The organism is Thalassolituus sp. UBA2590, assembly GCF_002339775.1.
In the GTDB taxonomy this organism is placed as follows: Bacteria; Pseudomonadota; Gammaproteobacteria; order Pseudomonadales; family Oceanobacteraceae; genus Thalassolituus.
Map to the genome: position 1 here is coordinate 478 of NZ_DDKU01000117.1, position 21142 is coordinate 21619.

Below are 21142 nucleotides of genomic sequence, written 5' to 3' on the forward strand. Positions count from 1 at the left end.
AATAGATATGGTGACCCGCAAGATCGTGCACCACAATATCATTTTCAACTCTTATTTCCGGCGCTGCCCCTGCGCCAGTGTCTCGAACTGTCATATTTCAATCAGTTATAAAAAAACAATTGATAACAACCTATCGCAAAAAAACGAGAATGAAAACCATCCAGATGCACTTTCTCATTATTAAATATCAACTTCGGAAGGCAATCTTCAAAACAGGTTAAATAATGCGCTCTGGGGACTGTAAGTTAATCACATCATTGTTATTATGCGGTGTACTGCCGACTACTGAAACCTGAATCAGTTTCCGTGGAAAGATGGCCCAACAATAACAAGAATGGATATACATCATGCGTATCTCTGCCACACTGACAGCGCTCACTCTGGCAATATCTGGTGTTACAGCCAGTGCTGCTGAATCAGAAAGCTATGGGGGATTTCTGGGGATGACAGGGTCTTACATCCAGACCAGTGACATCGACGAAACAGATTTCGCAGCCAAAATCGTTTTCGGCCCCAACATTACTGAAAATCTGTCTCTGGAATTCGGCCTGATGGACTTTGGTGAAATGTCCTACAAAGATCCGTCACCCATTCTGTTTGAAGACGACCCAACCATTGCGCCTCTTCTGAGTGGTGCAAGTCAGGGCGATGTAGATCGCAACAGTAACGATAACGGCGTGCCAGGCGAAACCATCTACACTGGCCCCGAAAGTTATCAGGCACGTAGTATCCTGGTGAATCTGCGCTATAACTTCGAGTACACCGAAACTCTCGACTTCTTTATTAAGGGCGGAGCCAGTGCCTGGATTGCCGACGTAGAGAAAACCCGTATTACTTACTACGGCGACGGTACTTATGGCGTTAAGGAAGACGCAGGTAAAAACGAGACATCCGGTGTCGAACTGATTACTGGTGCCGGTCTTCTGTGGAATCCCTGGGCAGGTCTGAATGTTCGCGCGGAGATTGAGTCCACCTCGCTCGACAGTTTTTATATTGAGCCCACCAGCTTCTTTTTATACAGCCTCGGCCTTCAGTACGAATTCTGACCAATAGATTGGCGTAACTTGTCTATGATATTCGATTACCCTTAGGGAACTAAGGGTTTCTTTTGGTGTCATATGGGCCGGTTTATACCTCTAAGCCAATAAAGTGCTACTCGAGGTAACAGGTGACAAATTTTGTCACCCGGTATACCATGCAATGGTTGTCTGCTGTGGGACCAGGAAAGTCCGGCTAAGCAGACGTTGAATAACAACAATCCCAATAATAGTTACCAGCGTATGAACATGGATAAAGGTTACGTCTCAGCAGCGTTAATCCGCCCGGTGATCGAGAACTCAGGTATCCGGTCGATTGATCAGCTGGCCGAGCAGGATGCTGATATACAGCGCGTCGTTAAACAGCTCAAAGATAATGACTGCCGGATTCCGGTAGAGGATGCAGATCACGTCATTGCAAAACTGATTCGTCAGTCAGGTAATGAAGCACTGTGCGTTCACCCCCCACATAAGTTTAATACTCAGAGCAGTTGTCAGTTACAGAATCTGTTTCTATGCAGCAATACTCTGCGCGAAGCACTCTACTATATGGAGAAGTTTGCTCCCCTGCTGAGCGATCTCCTCGAAATCAATGTCACGCGTACCCGCGAGGGCACCATCAAGGTGAAGCTGCCTGTCGGCGAGTCTGCGTACATGTCTGATCAGCGCCACCGCTCTGAGCTGATGCTCAGTGTTCTGCTCAACTGGATGCGTCAACTGTGCGGTAATCGACTGAATTTGCTTGGCATTAACCTGCCCTATCCTGCAACCCAATATCAGCAGGCTCAGGCGCAGTTATGGAATGCGAAGCTGAATTACAACTCCGGAGAGTGCGCTATCCTGCTTTCTGCAGGGGCACTGGATGAGGGGCTACATAACACCAACCCGCACATCCTTAATATGATGAAACGGGAAGTCGAAGAGCAATACCGTAAACTGGCCCGGTCCGGCTCCCTGGCTGACCGCATTCGCAAAGCCCTGTTGCAAGAGAAGGTTCGTCTGAACGCCAACCAACAGGAAGTAGCGGGATACTTTCATATCAGCGCCCGGACTCTGAACCGACACCTGCACCGCGAGGATACCTCGCTGAAACAGATCGTTACTCAGGTTCGCCTGGAAATGGCGAAGAAGATGCTGACCGACTCGGAAGATCCAATTGAGCAGATTGCTCTCAATATCGGTCTCTCAGGACGCAGAACTCTGGACCGGATATTCATCAAAGAGATGAATATGTCACCGGCTCAATATCGACAGAGATTCCGCCAGAAAGTCGCACTCGTCCACTGATAAAGGGTTGGCGACGGTCCCTTATCAGTGAGTTGTACCGCCTGATCATTCGTCGCGATCAGGCGATTCCAGCCAGACGGATGCGCGTAAGAGCCAGCACTGACAGCACATCCGTGATACGACCATCCTGTGCCATCTGAAACGCCTCCTCAAACGGCAGGCGTCGCACCGTCAGCACTTCGGTTTCTTCCGTGTCACTCGGCCCTTCGGTGAGCCCGCGTGCGACAAACAGCAGACCTTCTTCATCTGTGATGCAGTTACTTAAGTGCACTCGCCCGATTGGCGTAAGTGACTCTGCAATGAGTCCACTTTCTTCACGAAGCTCTCTGAGTGCGCAATCCTCGGCGGACTCTCCCTTAGGAGCGCCGCCCATCGGGATCTCCCAATGATATTCCTGCAGAGGAAACCGGTATTGCCCCACCAGCCAGGTATCCCCGTTATCAGCGATGGGTACAACACCGACCGCTCTGTTTTTAAAACTGACGGTCCCATAGATGCCGGGGTTGCCTGCAGGATTGAGCACGTCATGATGCTCTACCTTAATCCAGGGATTTTCGTAAGCCGTAGTAACGGACTTAGTTTTCCAGGGATTTTCTTCGCTCATAGTATTTCCAACTCTGTGATACTGCAATCCAAACAAGGCCTGCAATTGCACCAAACATATGCGACCTTGCTTCGGTTCTTCCACCCACCATCTCTGAGTTTGCCATGTCATCGTAGAAGCCAGTCTGTTCCCAGATCACTTTGACAACAATAACCAGAACGACAATCAGGCGAACTTTCGGTGAATAATACGGCGATGGAGCAATCGCGACCAACATAGCACCGTGAAGAGCACCGGAGAGGCCAACGTAGTAGTAAAGGTCGTCAGCAAAGATAAATAAGCCGACACCAGTCACCAGACACAGCCAACCCCACGCGAGAAGCTGCAGACGCAGTGATGCCGAGGGTGAAGTGACATAAGCAGCGAGGGCGAGTGCCGCGAGATTGAGGAAGAGATGACCGGAAGAAAGATGCACAAAGTGAGCAGAAAGCAGTCGCCACCACTCTCCCGCTTCAATCGCTACACGGTCAAAACGCAGGTGTTCAGTGGCTGAGACACCAGCACCAAAGACAATAACGGATATAAGCCCGATACCTATCCATACGGACCAGGCCAGATAGTTTCGCACGAAAAAGCCTCTGAAAAAGAGGCAGTGTATCACCGAACAGGTCGTCTTCTCAGCAGCCCGATACTAAGTACCAGACACAACAAGCCCATTGAGCCACCGCCACCAGATGACGAAGACGAGGAAGAACTGGCCGTCGCAGGGGCGCGCTCAATTGGCTGATCGCTGCTACTGACGAGCAGCTTCACGCTCAGGTCAAAGCTAGCGTCCGCGAAGGCATAATCCAGCCTTTCTTTGACTTTGGTTTTTCCACTGGGAGTCCCCTGAATATCAACCAGGAAGGGGGCATGTTGACCCGAAGGCTCACTAATGATCTGAAGGTAAATAGTATCGACCGGAATTTCAGGCGGAGAATCAAACAGCAGACGATTCCAGCCCTCCTGGACACTGCTCGTCTTCTCCACCAGACGTCCTTCACCCGAATACCGCGAAGCGCTGGTGTAGAGGCCGAATTCAACGGTACCAGAACCATGAGCGTAAAAGTCGATGCCATCAATACTCAGTACATCACTACTCACAGGCACAGTTACCAGCGCATAACCGTCACCACCATAGGCACCCCAGGTTGCGTTCGCCGGAAGTTCGTCATAGCCAATAGCAAAGCCTTTTGGTTTGATACTGGACTGCACGTTCAACTGAGCACGATCGCCTGAGGCGACGGCCGTCAAAGTCACCCTGCCATCAGCCAGAGTTACAGAAGAGGCGCTTTCTATCATGATGCCGCTACTGTCGGTCACTATATTCGAGCCGGTATGCGTGGTTTCGGCGGTCACCAGACGTTGGGAGTGTCGCGCAGTCAGGCTGGACAATGACCCGAACCCTCGCCAATCATCTATCTCTGTAATCATCAAACCTGGTGAAGGCAAGCCACTGTCAAAGCCCTGACGAGTTCGGTTCTCGACCATCAGGCGCTTGCCATGACGATACTCATCAAGATCAATACGCAGCACTTCACCACCGTCACTGGCTGAATTGAGGAAAATCCCCCCCGTATCCGACACACTGTCAGTAAACCCCAGAAACTCTCGTGACCAACCTATCAGGTGCGCCGGCTTATCTCCTGCTTTGCCACCGCCAGAGTTCCAGATACCGAAGCTCATCAATCCCCAGCGACCGATCGACTCTCCGAGGCCGATGCTCTCGTATAGGTCAGGCAGATCAAACAGCAGGTGACCGAGTTCATGAGCCATCAGACCAATCGTCGCCATATGTTGCTCGTGCTGCTCGCCAAACATGGTGTATTCAGAAATCCAGACACCGCCGGTGTTTACTGCAGGCACCGAAGACTTGTGGGCCCAGACTCTAGGATGGGTTGTAGCCGAACTCGCGTACGCCTGCTCGAAACCGGCCGCAAGTACAATGACACCCAGCTCCGATGGATCCAGCCAGGAATCACCGTTACGATCATACGAGCTGAGATTAATTTTGCCGCCCAATGCCTGGACCGCCGACGTGACCAGATTACGGCTTTGTGTTCCGTAGGAAGAACCGAAGTCAGGGTGTGCGCTACTGAGTGTCATACGAACTATGCCATCGCCGCTGGTACCGTCTGACTCACTCGCAGGCACTATGCGGAACTGCTGCCCTGATCCTTCAAAGAAATACGATGAAACGCTGTCGCTGGAACCGAAAATTCGTGCCGATATCTCAGCATCACTGTATTCAAAACCCTGATCCGAAAAAGCCACACGAATAACAACCAGCGGCTGTTCGAAGGCACCTCCCTCGTAGCGGTATGGCGTTCGCACAGGAGGATTGGCTTGAGCGCTGACAGTACTGCTCGCCTGGCGTGCTTCCTTCTCCTCAGGCTCCTGATAGGATGCTGACCGGCCGAATTCTTCCCCTGTACTTGTGGCGTAACGATTGTTCTGCAGACGCGCAAGATAATAAATACCCTGCTGTTCGACAAGATAACGCCCGTCCTCAAGCATCATGTAAGGCGCGGAACGAGAGCCTAACAGCATAACCCTGTGGCTATCGCCGTTCAGCAAGTGCAGATCCGCCCACTCCAGAGCAGGCGGAGTCTGAGCATGCCCCAGCTGCCACCCAGTGAGGAACAGACTGAGGAAAATGATTCGAATCATTGAGAAGGCCCGGTAAAAACGTCTTCGCTTTAACTCTAGACGTGTCAGGCCACTTTTTCAGGCGGGTGTAACAGTTTCACACAATTGCGGTACCAGACCACAACACTTAACAGATTGCGTTAACTGAACAATTGATCATTTACTTATAGAGGCGCCTTCGGGGACTGACATGTACCCAGTTTTCCCAGACGTTTTTCGAGGTAGTTAATAATGGCTTCAGGGCTGTATATCCAACGATCGCCACTTCGGGTACATATTCTCAGACAGGGAACCCGGCTCTCACCGCCGCCTTTCACCAATTCATTGCGATAGGCATCAGCGCGTTCGACTTCTTTGGTCACTGGATGCAGCCCGGCTCTCTCTAAATAGCGCTTAACCGATATCGACGATGGGCACTGCCTGGAATAGTAAAGGTGCATTCTGCGGGATTCGCGATTCAGCAGAGTCTGTTCTTCTGCAGGTCGCTCGATCGGCTTAACCGGAAGGAATCGGTCTACCAGACCGAGTGTTTTGCCTTTGATATGTCTCGTCAGATTCATAACTGCGTCATGGGACCTATGGTCTGATTCTGAAAAAACAGGGCTCTGCTGGCCAACCCTGTGCCGGTAAGCATCTTTGCTCACCAACTGCGGGCATTCTATTCATGGGCGTAAGGATTACTACCCCTTGAGGAAAATATTTATTCAATTTCGGTCAATTATGCGCCGAAGGTCGAATGATTAACTAAAACCACACCGAGCATCATGGCCAACATAGTGACCACAAGAAGCCAGCGCGACCGCTGGCAGAACTTGCATGGTTTCTTTTTCGCCATTACTCAATCACTTTGACACGGTCGAACGATGGCAGGCTCGTCCAGGATTCCCAGTGCATCCAGACAGCCACCGCCTTACCCACAATGTTCTTCTCCGGTACGAAGCCCCACATACGGCTGTCTCCGCTGTTGCCGCGATTATCGCCCATCATAAAGTAGTGGCCATCAGGAACCGTCCACTCACCTTCAGGACCACCCCAGAGTGCAGCCTGCCCTGTCTCCCGATCACGCCCGGGCAGCCACTTAACCACAGGGGTCGCGTTGTCCATGGTCTCTTCACCGAGCACCATGGTCGGTGCGTAGGCAGGTTTGCCGCCTAATACTTCTGTCGGCACAGGTTCGCCATTCACCGTTAATCTCAGATCACGATACACAATGTGATCTCCCGGCAACCCAATCACACGCTTGATGAAGTAACGCGAGTCTTCCGGCGGAAAAAACACCATAACGTCACCACGCTGAGGTTGATCTACAGGAATAATAGTAGACCCGTTCCCCGGCACACGCAGGCCATAACTGAACTTGCTGACCAGAATAAAATCACCGACCTGTAGGCCAGGTTCCATTGAACCCGAAGGTATCTGAAAGGGTTCAAACGCAAACGAACGCAGGACAAAGACCAAAGCCAAAACGGGAAAGAACTGCCGTGACTGGTCAATCAGAAACGGCTCTTTCGTTGCTTCGAGGATATTTTCCTGAGATGCACCGCTTTGTTCCAGCGCATCAACACGCTCCTGACGTTTACGACGAAGAAAGAGTCGATCAACCAATACGACAAGACCCGTCAGGCCCGTGGCCACCATGAGAATCAGGGGTAAATCAAGTTCCATAAAAGTGTCATATTCCTGCTGCAGGCTTACGCTAGACTAGAGGCCGCCCCATGCAACACTGCTGAGGATGCAGATTGGCAGGCGCGTCTGTCCGCTGTTAGGTCTGGCATTCTAACTGGCGGTGTTATTGATAGCCACCCGAATAAGGTCTGAGGCATTCTCAGGCCAGGTAACTGTTCCGATGACCCGAATACGTACCCGCGATGGTATAGAGCTGGCCTATGAATCCATGGGGCCAGAAGATGCGCCGCCCGTCATCCTGATTATGGGACTGGGAGCGCAGATGCACGTATGGCCAACCTCATTGTGTCAGCGTTTAGTCGATGCTGGCTTTCGCGTGATACGTTTCGACAACCGTGACACCGGGGCATCGACCTCCCTCGACGAGCACGGTAACCCGAGTCTTATCCGGGTGTGGCTGGGACGCCGTCTGAACCGTAAGCCACGCGTCCCTTATACCCTCAAGGATATGTCCCGCGATGTGGTAGCCCTGATGGATGAACTTGGACTGCCCAGCGCTCATCTCGTCGGCGCCTCGATGGGTGGTATGATTGCGCAGATTCTGGCGGCGAAGAAACGCAAACGGGTCCGAAGTCTGACGTCCATTATGTCGTCAGCGTCAGCGCCAAAAGTCCCCGTCAACCAACTACAGGTAATGCTTAAACTCGCCCGGCGGCCCGTACAGCGCAACAGAGATGAGCACTTCCGTTACATCACCCGGATGAGCGAGGTAATAGGCAGCCCGGGTTACCCCATGTCCGAAGCAGAAATACAGCGCCTTGCAGAAACGAGCTGGGAGCGGACGTCTAGCCCTCTTGGCTTTAAGCGCCAGCTCGTCGCTATCACTCACGCCGGTGACCGCCGGCGCCTGTTGCAAAAAATCAAGGCACGTACGCTAGTGATTCATGGTGCCGACGACCCACTGATTCCGGTCACCATGGGCATAGAGACGGCTTCGCTGATATCTAAAGCCAAGCTCCGTGTCATTACCGGCATGGGACACGACTTTCCCGAGGCTCTGGTCCCAAGGCTAAGTCGTTTGCTGATCAAACACTTAAACCGTGCAAACAGCGAATGGCAGCAGAAGCTGAAGAAGAAAAAGCGTGCTGAAATCCCGTCGAAGAAAGCAGCCAACGAAGACAGCGGTGACCCGATGGATTGGCTCGAGCCACTGGATAAGCCGGATCAGTCCGGCTGATATCCACTGAACTGACGCGCCATTTCGGCGGCGTAGTTGTCGGTCATGCCTGAGATGTAGTCGAGTGCCCGCATGTAGGCTTCATACAATGTCCAGTCGGCGCCTGGGGCTGACCGTCCCATCAGCTCAATGATGCGCCGGTTACGGAATGTCGCCTTGCCCGTCTGAACATTCTCACGCACAGCACCCAGAAAGTTTTCCAGCAGCACGGACAGCGTGGCATAAGAGCCGACTTCGATCGCAAGCTTTCGACCGTCGTTAAAGATTCGCTCCCGCGCCATCTGCTTGGCACCGCCGACCAGATTGCGGACCTCGTCCGGGCAATAATCAATAATGCTGCCCTGCAGAGTGCCACTGAGCAAAGCATCCTGTTGACGAATAAAGGCACTGGCCACAGCATTGACCATGGCCTCCATCGCCTGACCACGCAACATCTGCAAGCGACGACGAGGGTTGTCCGCTTTCTCGAGGTCATCCAGGATTACCTCCCACTGCTCACTCAGCAGCGGCTGAATCAGATTCTCCACTTCTTCATAACGCAGCAAACCAAGCTCAATACCGTCCTCAAGGTCAATCAGGCCGTAGCAGATGTCGTCGGCGGCTTCGAGCAGATACACCAATGGATGACGACACCACGCGTTCTTGCCAGTCGGCAACAACCCAAGAGTGGAAGCGACCTCTTTCAGCACTGGCAATTCCGTATTAAAGCAGCCAAATTTCTTTTCTTCGCCACGCGCAACATAGTCGACCGTCCAGGGGTACTTGAGAAAAGCGCCAAGCGTTCCGTAAGTCAGACGCATTCCGCCCTCAAACCTGTGATACTCCACCTGAGTAACGATGCGGAAACCCTGAGCATTACCCTCATAGGTCTGGAGATCAGCAACTTCGTCAGGGCTGAGGCCCTCAAGAAAATGCGCGTTACGAGGATCTACAAAAAAATGCCGGATAGCGTCTTCTCCCGTATGTCCGTAAGGCGGGTTGCCGATATCGTGCGCGAGGCATGCAGCCTGAACCATAGCACCAACGTCACTGGCGTCCACGTGCCCCGGCAACTGCTTACCCAGCATCTGCCCTACGCGGATACCCAACGAGCGACCTACACAACCAACTTCCAGACTGTGTGTCAGTCGCGTATGAACATGATCATTCTCACTCAGCGGATGCACCTGAGTTTTTCTGTCGAGACGACGGAAGGCTGAAGAAAAGATTATCCGGTCGTAATCTTTATGGAATGGCGTACGTCCACTTTCCAGAGCGAGGCTTCCCTGTTGCTCACCAAACCGGACTGGTGAAAGCAACTTCTCCCAGTTCATCATCGCGACTTGCTCCTGCTGATCCACATTTTTGCCCCTTGCTTTGTATGCTCCGAGTATACCTTGGCATGACACTAATTACCCTTGATTGAGATTCATTTCTGGTTATCCTCATCGCCCTACTCGAAAAACAGTGTGCGATTATGTTAGTCCGCTACTTTGAGACCATTCTGAAACACCCACTGATCACGCTTCTTCTTGTTGCCACTACCTTATCAGGCCTCGGAGCGGGTGTTGCGAACCTGACGTTTACCAGCGACTTCCGCACTTATTTCAGCGATGAAAATCCGGAGCTTCAGGCCTTTGAAGCCATGGAGGACAGGTTTACGCGGCAGGACAATCTGTATTTTCTGGTTTCCTCACAGGATGTATCGCTGTTTTCACCACGCGGGCTCGAGCTGGTCGAATTCCTGACAGAAAGTGCGTGGACCTTGCCTCATGTACAACGCGTAGATTCGATGCAGAATTTCCAGAATACCGAGGTCGATGGTGACGAGCTGATTATCGACAACTTTTACCTCATGGATGAACTTCCTGACGACCTTCAAGCCCTGCAACGAAAAGCCATCAGCCACCCTGATATGCTGCTTAAAAACATCAGTGAGGATGGTGAAGTCACCGGTATCAATCTGACCCTGTATCTGCCTGATGGTGATTCAGCACTCGCGTCATGGGAAGCGGTGCATTCGGCCCGGCAGTTTCTGGATCACGTCCGTCCGGACTACCCTGAATTTCAGATTGAATTGAGTGGCTCTGCGGCATCAAACGTAACCATGGGAGAAGCCATCAGTCAGGACATTACCTCACTGCTTGTGATCTCCTTCTCAGTAATGCTGGTTATCATGTTGGTCATGCTGCGGACGTTTTCTGGGGTTGTGCTGGTAACGGCGCTTATCGGGATGTCGGTCCTGATTACCCTGGGACTGTTTGGCTGGCTGGGCTACACCATGACCCCACCGACCGGTTTCGTCCCGACCGCGGTCATGACCATCGCGGTTGCCGATACCATCCACATCCTCGTGTCTTATTACTATCACCTGCGGGAAGGTGATAACAAACGTGACGCACTGATGAACAGTCTCACGATCAATTTCTCACCCGTGTTTGTTACCAGTATCACCACCATGATTGGGGTACTGGCCCTGAATACCAGCGATTCTCCTCCGTACCGCGACATGGGCAATATGATTGCTGTGGGTGTAATGGTCGCCTGGGCGCTGACCATCACTTTTTTACCGGCGGCATTGCAATTACTACCGGCTCCCACCCGCTATAAGGCTCGTGGACAAAGAGTGTGGATGGATGCCTTTGCCAACCGCGTGATCAAACATCACAAGGTACTATTTGTTGTGATGCTGGCCGTCGTCGCAGGAAGTGCCACCATGGCCAACCGGAACATCATTACGGAACGCTGGCATGAGTTTTTCGACGAATCATTTGAGGTACGCCGTGCCGTCGATCACATTGAAGAATCCCTGAAGGGCCTGCACGCGCTCTACTTCGTCGCCGACTCAAAACAAGCAGACGGCATCAATAACGTTGAGTTTTTAACACAACTGGATGCATTCGATCGCTGGCTTGAAGCTCAGCCCGGCGTTGTCCATGTAAGCGCTCTCAGCGACACGATAAAACGCCTGAATAAAAATCTGCATGAAGACAACGAAGACTGGTATCGCATACCAGAGTCGTCTGAGGCAGCCGCTCAGTATCTTTTACTGTATGAGCTTTCATTACCTATGGGGCTGGGACTCGATACCACGCTGACCAGTGACCGCAGTGCGACTCGACTCAGCGCGACGCTTGAGCGCACTGACTCAGCGAGTATCCGGGAGCTGGAAGCACGCGCGGTCGAGTGGGCAAAGACACATGCGCCACTGCTTAATATTACCGAGACAACGGGTCTGGATGTGGTGTTCGCCAACCTGACACACCGTAATGTATCGTCGATGCTGGAAGGAACGGCACTGGCATTGGTATTGATTTCGTTATTGATGGTTGCCGCGCTGCGCTCGTTCCGTCTTGGCGTCATCAGCATGGTGCCGAATGTTTTCCCTGCTCTGATGGCCTATGGGCTCTGGGGTATTCTGGTGGGACACGTCGATACCGCCACCTCAGTGGTTGCCTGCCTCTCTTTGGGGATTGTCGTCGACGATACCGTGCATTTTCTGAGTAAGTACAACTACGCGCGCGTGACTCTGGGTCGGAATGTCGAGGATGCGATTCGTTATGCCTTCCAGACAGTCGGCGTCGCCTTACTAATCACGTCAGCAATTCTGGTCGGTGGTTTCACCGTTATGGAGTTTTCACACTTCCTGCCAAGCCGGGCGATGGGACTCTTACTGGCACTGACTATTGCCGTTGCACTGATCATCGACTTTCTGCTGTTGCCGCCACTGCTACTCCTGGTGGACCGGCGCCAGCAATCCACTCTCGATGATGCCGTCAAAGATAAACTGAACGGCCAGAGCGCACAGTAATACCCCCATTACCCGCATAATCACATGCATTCCGGTTACCCCCAGCAAGCGGGTAATCGGAGTTGCAGCAAACAGACAGATCAACGTCAGAATCATAATGGCCAGAATGCACACAACCACGGTGGCTTGCTGATAAATATCGCTGGCGTGGGCCATCATCAGCATAACGGCCCCCATACTTCCGGGCCCGGCAATCAGAGGCAATGCCATGGGGAACACAGAAACATCCTGACGCTCCTGTGTTTCTTCGTCCTCAAGTTCGGTTGTACTGCTGGCCCCCGAAGTCCTCGCAAACACCATTTCGATACCAATCAACAGCAAAATAATGCCACCGGCAGTACGTAATGAGGCCATCGAAATTCCCAGAACGGACAACAAGGCCTCACCCAGGATGGCGAAAATGAGTAAGACTATAGTCGCAACCACAACAGACCGGATCGCCGTTTTCTTACGTTTCTGATCCGAATATTCAGATGTTAACGCCGCAAAAATAGCGGAAATATCAATCGGACTGACCGTCGCAAACAGCGTGGCCAGTGTGATTGCAGCGATTTCTAGCACAACTCAACCTTGTTTTATCCTGTTCAACTTTGACTCTAGCACTCCCCCAAAGTCGACTCCAGTGAATGCCCGTAATCCGGGCGTTAATACCAAGGTCTAGCTGTTCTGCGACATCCCTCAAGGCTAGTTTGGTGAAGTACCAATAAAAACGAGGAGTGGGTTATGGCTTTCCGGTCTGACGAAGATAAAAAGGCCTATTGGCAAAAAAACCTGAATCTGATGTTCGTACTGCTGGTTATTTGGGCAGTCGTTTCATACGGGTTTGGCATTCTGTTGCGTCCAGTTCTGGATGCGATTCCGGTCGGTGGTGTAGGCCTTGGCTTCTGGTTCGCACAACAGGGGTCCATTTATGTGTTCCTGGCCATTGTGTTTATTTACGCCAAAAAAATGCGCGAACTCGATCGTGAGTTCGGCGTTGATGACGACGAATAAGAGGAGCCTGTTATGGATCTGCAAACCCTGACCTATATTGTTGTCGGCCTTACCTTCTCGCTCTATATCGGTATTGCCATCTGGGCACGAGCCGGAACAACGGGCGAATATTATGCTGCTGGCCGCGGCATTCACCCGGTCGCCAACGGTATGGCAACGGCCGCGGACTGGATGTCAGCCGCATCATTTATCTCAATGGCGGGTCTGATTGCCTTTAAAGGCTACGACGCCTCTATCTTCCTGATGGGCTGGACCGGTGGTTATGTGCTGCTGGCACTCTGCCTTGCACCTTACCTGCGTAAGTTCGGTAAGTTCACAGTGCCTGACTTTATCGGTGACCGCTTTTATTCAAGCACCGCCCGTATCGTTGCTGTGATCTGTCTGATCGTAGCGTCGCTGACCTATGTAATCGGTCAGATGAAAGGTATTGGTGTGGCCTTCTCCCGCTTCCTCGACGTGGACTACGCGACCGGCCTGTACTCAGGTATGGCGATCGTATTCTTCTACGCCGTACTCGGTGGTATGAAGGGTGTTACCTACACACAGATTGCGCAGTACTGCGTACTGATTTTCGCTTATACCGTCCCTGCGGTCTTTATCTCACTGAACCTGACCGGTAACCCACTGCCTCAGCTGGGCCTGATCGGTGACACGGCTGACGGGACACCGCTTCTGCTGAAACTCGACCAGACGCTGGTTGACCTCGGTTTTGCGGAATACACGGCCCAGAAAGGCGGTACCTTCAATATGATGATGTATACCCTGTCGCTGATGCTGGGTACAGCCGGTCTGCCACACGTCATCATTCGTTTCTTCACTGTACCTAAAGTGAGCGATGCCCGTACGTCTGCTGGTTGGGCTCTGCTGTTCATCGCTATTCTGTACACCACAGCACCGGCTGTTGGCTCGATGGCACGTCTGAATCTGACCAATACCATTCAGCATGGTGAAGTCGGCGATCCGCAAGGCAACCTTGTCTACGAGGAACGTCCAGATTGGTTTAAGAACTGGGAAAATACCGGACTGTTGCAGTTTGAAGATAAGAACGGTGATGGTCGTATTCAGTACTACAACGATGGCAATGCGGAATTCGCTGCGAAAGCCGAAGCCGAATACGGCTGGAAAGGCAACGAGATGGTGAAAGTCGACCGTGACATTATGGTACTGGCCAACCCTGAAATCGCGAAGCTGCCGGACTGGGTGATTGCACTGGTTGCCGCCGGTGGTCTTGCCGCTGCACTGTCTACCGCTGCCGGCCTACTGCTGGCGATCTCAACAGCGATCTCTCATGACCTGCTGAAGCGTACCTTTATGACAGGCATCAGTGAGAAGAGCGAGCTCTTATCAGCGCGTATCGCGATGGCCGGTGCCATTCTTGTTGCCGGGTATCTGGGTCTCAACCCACCAGGATTTGCCGCTCAGGTCGTCGCACTCGCCTTTGGTCTGGCTGCATCATCCATCTTCCCTGTGCTGATGATGGGTATCTTCTCAACCAAGGTTAATAAAGAAGGGGCCATTGCCGGTATGCTGGCGGGTCTGTTGAGCACCCTGCTCTACATCTTCAGCTACAAAGGCTTCCTGTTTATTCCCGGCACTGAACTGCTGGCGAATACTCCGGACAACTGGTTCCTTGGTGTTTCACCAGAAGCCTTCGGTGCACTGGGTGCCTTGCTCAACTTCGTCGTGGCGTTTGTGGTATCGAACATGACGGCACCTGTGCCTGACGATATCCGCCAGATGGTTGAGGACATCCGCGTACCGAAAGGTGCAGGAGACGCTCAGGATCACTGATTAAAGCAGTGGTTCTAAACAAAAAAAGCCCCGGCAGTGCCGGGGCTTTTTTTTGGATCTTCAATCGCCTGTTAGCGCAGCGTTTCGACAAATTCGATAACAGGCTCAGCACTGCTGACCTTAAAAAACAACAGTGGTGACATGGTACCGATAATCGTCACGTGGGACGTACCTTCCAGTTGCTGAATAGCGACATCTTTACCGGCTTCCTGAAGCTTGTCTGCCATGGCAAAGCTGTTTCTTTGCGGGTCAACCAGGTCATCATTTTCAGGAACCAGAAGCAGCGCAGGAACAACAGCCTCGGAAGCAAACTCAATTGGGTTCGAATCTGGCGGATAATCCGGATGAAAGAATACAGGCCTCACCTCTTCGATTTTGATCGGATACAGATCGTATGGTCCGGCAATGCCTACCCAGCCATTTAAGACGTCTGAACGATCGAGATTCTCACGACCAAGCCAGGTCTTATCAAGTGCCATCATGGCCGCATTGTAGGCGCCTGCACTATGGCCAACCAACGTCATTCTCGGGTCAGGATTGTACTCCTGAAGATCCCCGGAGCGGATAATTTCGGATAACTTACGCACGGCTCCGGCGCTGTCGTACAGAAACTCGGGGTAACGCACTTCCGGATAGAGACGGTAGTCAGCAACGGCGACAATATAGCCTTCACTGGCCAGTCGCCGGCCGACAAAGCGGTAGTCGCTGCGAGAGCCACTATTCCAGCTGCCGCCATAAAAAAAGAGAATAACTGGTGTCTTCTCTTCCGGTGGACGACGTTCTTTTTTCTCAGGAAGGTACAGATCGAGCTTGTGGCGTTCATGCTCACCGTAAGCGATGTCTTTACGAAGATCTGCGTTGTAAACGTTCGAAATTCCGTTCACGAGGCCCAATGGGCTACATGCACTTAAGATCGAGGCTATGGGGAGCCAGATCAATTTTTTCATTAACTCTGAACCTGAGGAGTAAAAGATCCGACATCAACCAGATCAGAAATACAAAAAGCCGGCCCTCGTAAGCAGCCAGCTTTCAGCTTATTGGTAAATCAAAGAACGGCCAGAGCGGCGTCGTAATCCGGCTCGTCGGCAGTTTCACCCACTTGTTCGATATGCAGCACAGAGCCATCCGTATCAACAACCACAACAGAGCGTGATAGCAGCCCGGTCAGCGGCCCTTCAACGAAGGTTACGCCGTAGTTATCGCCAAAACTGGAGCGGAAAGTGGAACCAACGAGTACGTTATCAATGCCCTCGGCGCCACAGAATCTCGCCATCGCAAAGGGCAGATCAGCAGAGATACAGACAACAACAACGTTATCCAGAGACGCGGCTTTCTCATTAAACTTACGCACAGAAGTAGCGCAGGTAGGCGTATCAACAGACGGGAAGACGTTCAGAATAACCCGCTTCCCCGACAGGCTATCAAGAGTCAGATCACTGAGATCTGCGGCTGCAAGAGTAAAACCAGGCGCTTTTGAACCTACTGGTGGCAGCTCACCAGCCGTTGAAAAAGGATTGCCTTGCAAAGTAACAGTTGCCATGAGTCGTCTCACATCGATGAAATGGACGATTACTATGCTATGGCTCGATAGGTCTTTCAATCATTCTTAGTAAAGAAAATCCCGATGGCGACAAAACAGTTCTTTCACCATCGGGAACAAACTCATTGATGAATGATATCGGGGCGCATGGGTGCGAGCGAGCGTATCAGTCGGTTCTGAGCAGTCTGAGGCGCTCCTGCATCATCCATGGCAGCCTGCAGTAACTCGACCACACGATTAAACTCGGCTTTTGTAATCTGCATGCCCGCATGGACATCTTTCATGGAGTCACCGGTATACTCACACGGCCCACCACTTTCATGACAGAACTGCTCAATGAGCTTTTCTCGAAGTCGGGTGATATCCGTGCCTTCGAAAAACTTCACGATGTTCTGATCGAAAGATATTTCATTAATAAAATTATCAACAATCTTCTCAACGCCTTCTTTTCCACCGAGCTCCTGATAGTAACCATCCGCCTGAGCGACATTGAAACAGGTCAGGCCTGAAAACAAGGCAGCAATATAAATCAACTTTTTAATCATGATACGTCCTTATTTAAACCAGCTTGAAATCGAAAAATAGAAGCCATCCTGATCTTCGCTACCGGCAATACTACCGAGGTCGGCATACGCCAGAGTCAGATTGACATTTTTATTAGGGAACCAGGCGACGAAAACATCGCTGAAGCTGTCTTCGTCAAATGCACTCAGGTTATCCGGCTTTTTCCGGTATTCAGCCCCTAGGGCCAGGTCATCCGTCAACAGCACCAGAGCTGATACTTCAGGCTGTAATGTGTAGCCTGATTCATCATCGCCACCGTATCCCAGCAATCCCATCTGGTTAGCCTGCGTTGCCCGCAATGTGGCATTCCATAAAAAGTGATAGCCTGCGACAGCCGCCAGATGAACTTTGGTCGCAGACACGTAGTAATCAATGCCTGAATCGCTATCTTCGGCTCCTACCGCGTCTGCAATATCTCCGTCAAGCAGCCGCTTATACTGAATACCTGCTGCAACCTGCGGTAGAGCGGTATAAATAGCATCACCATAAATCCGGTATTTGGCTCCGTAAATTTCCTGCCTAAGGTCTCCTGCTACGCCCTTAATTTCGAAACTTTGTAAAGCAGCACTGACTTCAAATCGATTATCGTAACTGGCCGAAACACCGTTTACTTTCAGACGAAAGTCCTGAACATCGGTGGATGTATGAAAGGCACCCACCGAATACTCACCTTCATCTGCGTAACCACTGATCACTGCCCAGGGCGTCAAACCACCACCCGCACCACCTTCAAGCTGAGTAACACCCGATGTTGCTATCAGGCGCGAGCCTGCATTTACATCAGCGACTGCCAGAGTGGATATGGCTACCGCTGTTAATGGAATTAGTTTACTCTTCATTTTTCCTCCACCAGACGCTCTGGGTTAAATTCCTGCAACCATTGCCCCAGTGCATCTCGAGACATGGGCTTGGCAATAAAGTATCCCTGAATATAGTCGCACCCGAGTTTTGCCAGAAAGTCGAGCGACTCTTTATCCTCAACGCCTTCCGCAATAACTGAAAGCCCCAGCTCATGTGCCATTGAAATCGTAGAACGCACAATAATCTGATCATCGGCACGGCTGGCCAGCCTCAGAATAAAGCACTTATCAATCTTAAGTTCGTGCACGGGCATCATCGCGAGTTTAGACAGTGCCGAGTACCCAACACCATAATCGTCAATGGATAACCTGAAGCCTCGACTGCGGTAGTAGTTCAACAGATCCAGAGACTTATCGACCTCCGTCATCATGTCCCGCTCAGTGACTTCCAGACAGATATCTGCAGCATCCAGATTATTCTCAATCAACTTCTGATCTATCAGTACACGTAAGTTGTCGTTACTCAGATCCTGAGCCGACATGTTGATCGAAAGCTGCAGGGATATTCCGGCCCGTTTCATGTCGGCCTGATCATCCAGAACACGACCAATTACCCAGGATGTGACCAGGCCAATCAAGCCTGTTTGTTCCGCTAGCTCAATAAACATATCCGGGGGAATAAAGCCTTCGTCCGGGTGGAACCAGCGAATGAGTGCTTCAGCTTTTTCTACTTCGCCCGTACGTACGTTATATTTCGGCTGGTAATACATCTGCAGCTGGTCATCGTCGTTCTGCAGTGTCTCTTTGAGGTATTTAAGAATTTTGACCTTTTTAAGGTGAACCTTATCCTGCCCCTCACGAAAGAAGTACAGAGGCGTTGCAGTCGTAATGGCATGCTCCAGCGCAACCTTGCCGCGACGGAGGAGCTGAGACGGGGACTCTGCCTGATCAGGGTAGACGATAAACCCTGCTCGATACTCCACTGTGAGGCTAATATCGTCGATTTGCATGGGCGCTGCCAGCTCGTTGAGTACGCGCTGACAGGCAAGAATTCTCTGGGCTGTCGTTTCCTGGTCCTGGGTTATCGGCAAGAGCATTGAAAACTCATCCGCAGAATGACGGGAGGCAACTCCCTCCATAGCCACTTTCTGCAATCGCTTAGCAACCGTCACCAGACATTCGTCACCGATCTTCATGCCCAGGGTGTCGTTAATCGTTTTGAAGCCAACCAGGTTAAGACCAAGGAGTATGAAGCTCTCTCCACGCTCAGCAATGCCAGAAACCGCTTCAATCATGGCGTCACGATTAAGTAAGCCCGTCAGAGAATCATGAGAAGCCTGATAAAGAATGCGCTCTTCACGCTCGGCCAGATCAACTTTCATGCGCCGGAAGGCACGGGTCAGACTACCAACATCCGAACTCGTCACGGGTATCTCAGACATGTCGCTGTATACACCACGAGCTATTTCACGCGCTTTTCCAGTAAGGATTACTAAAGGTTTCGTCAGTCGTTGGCTGATAACAAAACTACCGATCACGGCAATGATGAGTACGAGAACTGCGATCGCAAGAATCTGATTTCTGATGAATTCGTAGGATCTAAAGTACGACGACAGATCCTCTGTCATAAATACTCTGACGGAACTATCGTCAGTGGAAAGATCGACCTCCCGACTGGAATACTTCTGTACACGCTGGAATGGCAAACGCACGAGACTCGTCAGGTTCTCTGGAGCCCGGATAGCCTCCACCACAGAACTCAGATCTGGCAAAGACGTTTCCACGACCCAATTGGCCTGTTGACCGGGAAGCCCGTTGGTAAAGGTCAGGTGAATAGTCGATTGTGCGATCCATTTACGGATATCTTCCGGGCGCACTCTGGTACCGATACCTGCCATCGCGGTCAGACGTGGGGCCCGTACGGGCACTATTGCCATGTGATAAATGGCGTCGCCAACGACCAGAAAGTCTGCAAATGTTTTTCCGGTGCGAACTTCCCCTATGGCACGATCATACGAAAAGCGCTGCCCACGGGTCAGTGCAGGTTCGGTCGATACAACGACCCGACCATCCAGATTTACAATGACCATAAGATCCGAACTGACACGCTCACCATGGTTCTGCAACATGCTGAGAATCGTCTCTGCGTCATTAGTAGCGACAGCCTGCTTGAAACCAAAGTCAGAGACCAACAAGGTCGCATTATTAATCAGTTGTTGTCGCCTTGCGTAAATTGCAGTTGTGAAGCTCTTTACACCTTCGCGCATCTCCTGATTGACCGTTTCACGAATGGCACTGCCGCTGCTCAACAAAACAAGTATCAATACCGTACAGGAAGATACGACAACCAGTGCTGCTGTAAACGTTAGTAACTGAGCCCTGAGGCTGAATGGCGCACCTTTTGAACCGAGCACCCGATTACCTTCTCATTCCATTGCCAAAACCGCCATGATTGTGCGAGCTGGCTTTGGTCTCGACAGGAGGGAGCTCAGGGTTAATAGCAATCAAGTAGTCTGAATCACCACTCTGATAATTCTGAAGGCCTTGTGCTGTCAGCGTGATCTGGTCGGTTTCGACGGCAGACAAGCGCTCATGCCAGATTCGCACCTCTGTTATATCCCCCGAAGATTCAATAACGGACTCCCCAAGACTGTCGGTGACTGCTGATACAAATTCGGGTGGAGTCACATAGATGTAGCCGATCATGTCATCATGGATATTGCATCCGAGCACAACAATGCCCGGCTCACCGAATTCGATCGGAGCCTCAGGGACATCTGCGTACAGTTTGATTTCGAATACCTTCGGAGCAGAAAACGAATAAACATGATGGCGGATGTTATCGCTGTTGGGGAAGGAAACCAGATCGCTTTGATTGACCGAGAGCACACGGGGAGCAAATTTACGCTCAACCTGATCCATCAGAGCGATCGTCGGTGCTACTTCAGTCGGACTGTCAGTGCGTACAGAGACCACGGCATTTCCCATCGGCTGCCCCGCCATATCTGTGATCTTTATCCGATATTCCTGAGCAGAGAGCCGAAAGGCGAAAAGAAGACAGAAAGAAAGAACGAGTGCCCGAACGAAAAAGCCCCCCAGTTTGTCATTCATACGACGCCATGCTCCTAAGTTACAGTCAATACGCTGACAGTTAACGGTTTACAATGCGATGAACTGCGCACTCGCGACTCGTCGTTGGTTTGCCCATCGCTATATATTAAACGTAGTCAAGAAATGCCTTTCCC

Annotated in this window: 19 protein-coding genes; 6 read left to right on the forward strand and 13 right to left on the reverse strand. The window is 51.5% G+C overall.

Translation table 11 applies throughout. From position 1 onward, the window contains the following. The first annotated feature begins 347 nt into the window (after nucleotides 1-347). Nucleotides 348-1046, forward strand: coding sequence for a hypothetical protein (locus B2067_RS10310; protein WP_301179991.1), 699 nt, complete (start codon nucleotides 348-350; stop codon nucleotides 1044-1046). Nucleotides 1047-1178: 132 nt separating this feature from the next. Next, nucleotides 1179-2324, forward strand: a complete 1146-nt coding sequence (locus B2067_RS10315; protein WP_068442040.1) for an AraC family transcriptional regulator — start codon at nucleotides 1179-1181, stop codon at nucleotides 2322-2324. Between the two features lie 58 nt (nucleotides 2325-2382). Here B2067_RS10315 and B2067_RS10320 read toward each other — a convergent pair whose 3' ends face one another. The 5 genes from B2067_RS10320 to lepB form a co-directional block, all read right to left on the reverse strand. Next, on the reverse strand, nucleotides 2383-2928 hold the full coding sequence (locus B2067_RS10320; RefSeq protein WP_076514100.1) for an NUDIX domain-containing protein: 546 nt from the start codon (nucleotides 2926-2928) through the stop codon (nucleotides 2383-2385). Beyond that, nucleotides 2900-3496, reverse strand: a complete 597-nt coding sequence (gene rrtA / locus B2067_RS10325) for a rhombosortase (protein WP_068442035.1) — start codon at nucleotides 3494-3496, stop codon at nucleotides 2900-2902. Before rrtA ends, B2067_RS10320 begins: the two co-directional genes overlap by 29 nt. A 29-nt stretch (nucleotides 3497-3525) precedes the next feature. Beyond that, nucleotides 3526-5577: a M6 family metalloprotease domain-containing protein gene (locus tag B2067_RS10330; protein WP_301388376.1), complete on the reverse strand. Its 2052-nt coding sequence runs from the start codon at nucleotides 5575-5577 to the stop codon at nucleotides 3526-3528. Nucleotides 5578-5720: 143 nt separating this feature from the next. Then, on the reverse strand, nucleotides 5721-6116 hold the full coding sequence (locus B2067_RS10335; protein ID WP_068442029.1) for a glutaredoxin family protein: 396 nt from the start codon (nucleotides 6114-6116) through the stop codon (nucleotides 5721-5723). 274 nt (nucleotides 6117-6390) lie between these two features. Next, entirely contained in the window at nucleotides 6391-7221 is an 831-nt protein-coding gene (gene lepB, locus B2067_RS10340) for a signal peptidase I (RefSeq protein WP_301388377.1), read from the reverse strand. Between the two features lie 181 nt (nucleotides 7222-7402). Here lepB and B2067_RS10345 point away from each other — a divergent pair, with 181 nt between their 5' ends. Continuing rightward, the gene (locus tag B2067_RS10345) at nucleotides 7403-8419 is read left to right on the forward strand and encodes an alpha/beta fold hydrolase (RefSeq protein ID WP_076514096.1); all 1017 of its coding nucleotides are present in this window, start codon (nucleotides 7403-7405) and stop codon (nucleotides 8417-8419) included. Here B2067_RS10345 and B2067_RS10350 read toward each other — a convergent pair. Continuing rightward, nucleotides 8407-9732: a deoxyguanosinetriphosphate triphosphohydrolase gene (locus tag B2067_RS10350; protein WP_301388394.1), complete on the reverse strand. Its 1326-nt coding sequence runs from the start codon at nucleotides 9730-9732 to the stop codon at nucleotides 8407-8409. The genes B2067_RS10345 and B2067_RS10350 overlap by 13 nt on opposite strands. 143 nt (nucleotides 9733-9875) lie before the next feature. On the opposite strand from B2067_RS10350, the gene B2067_RS10355 reads away from it, so the two are divergent. Then, nucleotides 9876-12209: an efflux RND transporter permease subunit gene (locus B2067_RS10355; RefSeq protein ID WP_301388378.1), complete on the forward strand. Its 2334-nt coding sequence runs from the start codon at nucleotides 9876-9878 to the stop codon at nucleotides 12207-12209. Here the strand turns inward: B2067_RS10355 and B2067_RS10360 are convergent. Then, complete coding sequence (locus B2067_RS10360) at nucleotides 12129-12770, reverse strand: MarC family protein (RefSeq protein WP_068435166.1); 642 nt, start codon at nucleotides 12768-12770, stop codon at nucleotides 12129-12131. The genes B2067_RS10355 and B2067_RS10360 overlap by 81 nt on opposite strands. A 162-nt stretch (nucleotides 12771-12932) precedes the next feature. Here B2067_RS10360 and B2067_RS10365 point away from each other — a divergent pair, with 162 nt between their 5' ends. Together B2067_RS10365 and B2067_RS10370 are read left to right on the forward strand one after the other, a co-directional pair. Continuing rightward, nucleotides 12933-13202: a DUF4212 domain-containing protein gene (locus tag B2067_RS10365; RefSeq protein WP_076514094.1), complete on the forward strand. Its 270-nt coding sequence runs from the start codon at nucleotides 12933-12935 to the stop codon at nucleotides 13200-13202. A 12-nt stretch (nucleotides 13203-13214) separates the two neighbouring features. Further along, nucleotides 13215-14993: a sodium:solute symporter family protein gene (locus tag B2067_RS10370; RefSeq protein WP_273086789.1), complete on the forward strand. Its 1779-nt coding sequence runs from the start codon at nucleotides 13215-13217 to the stop codon at nucleotides 14991-14993. A gap of 71 nt (nucleotides 14994-15064) precedes the next feature. On the opposite strand, the gene B2067_RS10375 is transcribed toward B2067_RS10370, so the two are convergent. The 6 genes from B2067_RS10375 to B2067_RS10400 form a co-directional block, all read right to left on the reverse strand. Continuing rightward, entirely contained in the window at nucleotides 15065-15940 is an 876-nt protein-coding gene (locus B2067_RS10375; protein ID WP_301388379.1) for an alpha/beta hydrolase, read from the reverse strand. Nucleotides 15941-16038: 98 nt separating this feature from the next. Continuing rightward, nucleotides 16039-16533, reverse strand: a complete 495-nt coding sequence (gene tpx / locus B2067_RS10380; RefSeq protein ID WP_076514091.1) for a thiol peroxidase — start codon at nucleotides 16531-16533, stop codon at nucleotides 16039-16041. 122 nt (nucleotides 16534-16655) lie between these two features. Further along, on the reverse strand, nucleotides 16656-17078 hold the full coding sequence (locus B2067_RS10385) for a group I truncated hemoglobin (RefSeq protein WP_301388380.1): 423 nt from the start codon (nucleotides 17076-17078) through the stop codon (nucleotides 16656-16658). Between the two features lie 9 nt (nucleotides 17079-17087). Beyond that, nucleotides 17088-17936: a DUF3034 family protein gene (locus tag B2067_RS10390; protein WP_068435153.1), complete on the reverse strand. Its 849-nt coding sequence runs from the start codon at nucleotides 17934-17936 to the stop codon at nucleotides 17088-17090. Next, nucleotides 17933-20311 carry a bifunctional diguanylate cyclase/phosphodiesterase gene (locus B2067_RS10395; RefSeq protein WP_301388382.1) on the reverse strand — a complete coding sequence of 793 codons (2379 nt, stop codon included), beginning with the start codon at nucleotides 20309-20311 and terminating at the stop codon, nucleotides 17933-17935. The genes B2067_RS10390 and B2067_RS10395 overlap by 4 nt, the downstream gene beginning before the upstream one ends. Nucleotides 20312-20315: 4 nt before the next feature. Beyond that, nucleotides 20316-21008, reverse strand: a complete 693-nt coding sequence (locus B2067_RS10400; protein ID WP_301388383.1) for a methylamine utilization protein — start codon at nucleotides 21006-21008, stop codon at nucleotides 20316-20318. Between the last annotated feature and the right edge of the window lie 134 nt (nucleotides 21009-21142).

Coding starts and splice junctions, on each gene's coding strand:
- B2067_RS10345 (WP_076514096.1), top strand. CDS start 7,403: ATGACCCGAATACGTACCCGCGATGGTATAGAGCTGGCCTATGAATCC.
- lepB (WP_301388377.1), bottom strand. CDS start 7,221: ATGGAACTTGATTTACCCCTGATTCTCATGGTGGCCACGGGCCTGACG.
- B2067_RS10350 (WP_301388394.1), bottom strand. CDS start 9,732: ATGAACTGGGAGAAGTTGCTTTCACCAGTCCGGTTTGGTGAGCAACAG.
- B2067_RS10355 (WP_301388378.1), top strand. CDS start 9,876: ATGTTAGTCCGCTACTTTGAGACCATTCTGAAACACCCACTGATCACG.
- B2067_RS10320 (WP_076514100.1), bottom strand. CDS start 2,928: ATGAGCGAAGAAAATCCCTGGAAAACTAAGTCCGTTACTACGGCTTAC.
- B2067_RS10365 (WP_076514094.1), top strand. CDS start 12,933: ATGGCTTTCCGGTCTGACGAAGATAAAAAGGCCTATTGGCAAAAAAAC.
- B2067_RS10335 (WP_068442029.1), bottom strand. CDS start 6,116: ATGAATCTGACGAGACATATCAAAGGCAAAACACTCGGTCTGGTAGAC.
- B2067_RS10375 (WP_301388379.1), bottom strand. CDS start 15,940: ATGAAAAAATTGATCTGGCTCCCCATAGCCTCGATCTTAAGTGCATGT.
- B2067_RS10400 (WP_301388383.1), bottom strand. CDS start 21,008: ATGAATGACAAACTGGGGGGCTTTTTCGTTCGGGCACTCGTTCTTTCT.
- B2067_RS10385 (WP_301388380.1), bottom strand. CDS start 17,078: ATGATTAAAAAGTTGATTTATATTGCTGCCTTGTTTTCAGGCCTGACC.
- B2067_RS10390 (WP_068435153.1), bottom strand. CDS start 17,936: ATGAAGAGTAAACTAATTCCATTAACAGCGGTAGCCATATCCACTCTG.
- B2067_RS10370 (WP_273086789.1), top strand. CDS start 13,215: ATGGATCTGCAAACCCTGACCTATATTGTTGTCGGCCTTACCTTCTCG.
- B2067_RS10310 (WP_301179991.1), top strand. CDS start 348: ATGCGTATCTCTGCCACACTGACAGCGCTCACTCTGGCAATATCTGGT.
- tpx (WP_076514091.1), bottom strand. CDS start 16,533: ATGGCAACTGTTACTTTGCAAGGCAATCCTTTTTCAACGGCTGGTGAG.
- B2067_RS10330 (WP_301388376.1), bottom strand. CDS start 5,577: ATGATTCGAATCATTTTCCTCAGTCTGTTCCTCACTGGGTGGCAGCTG.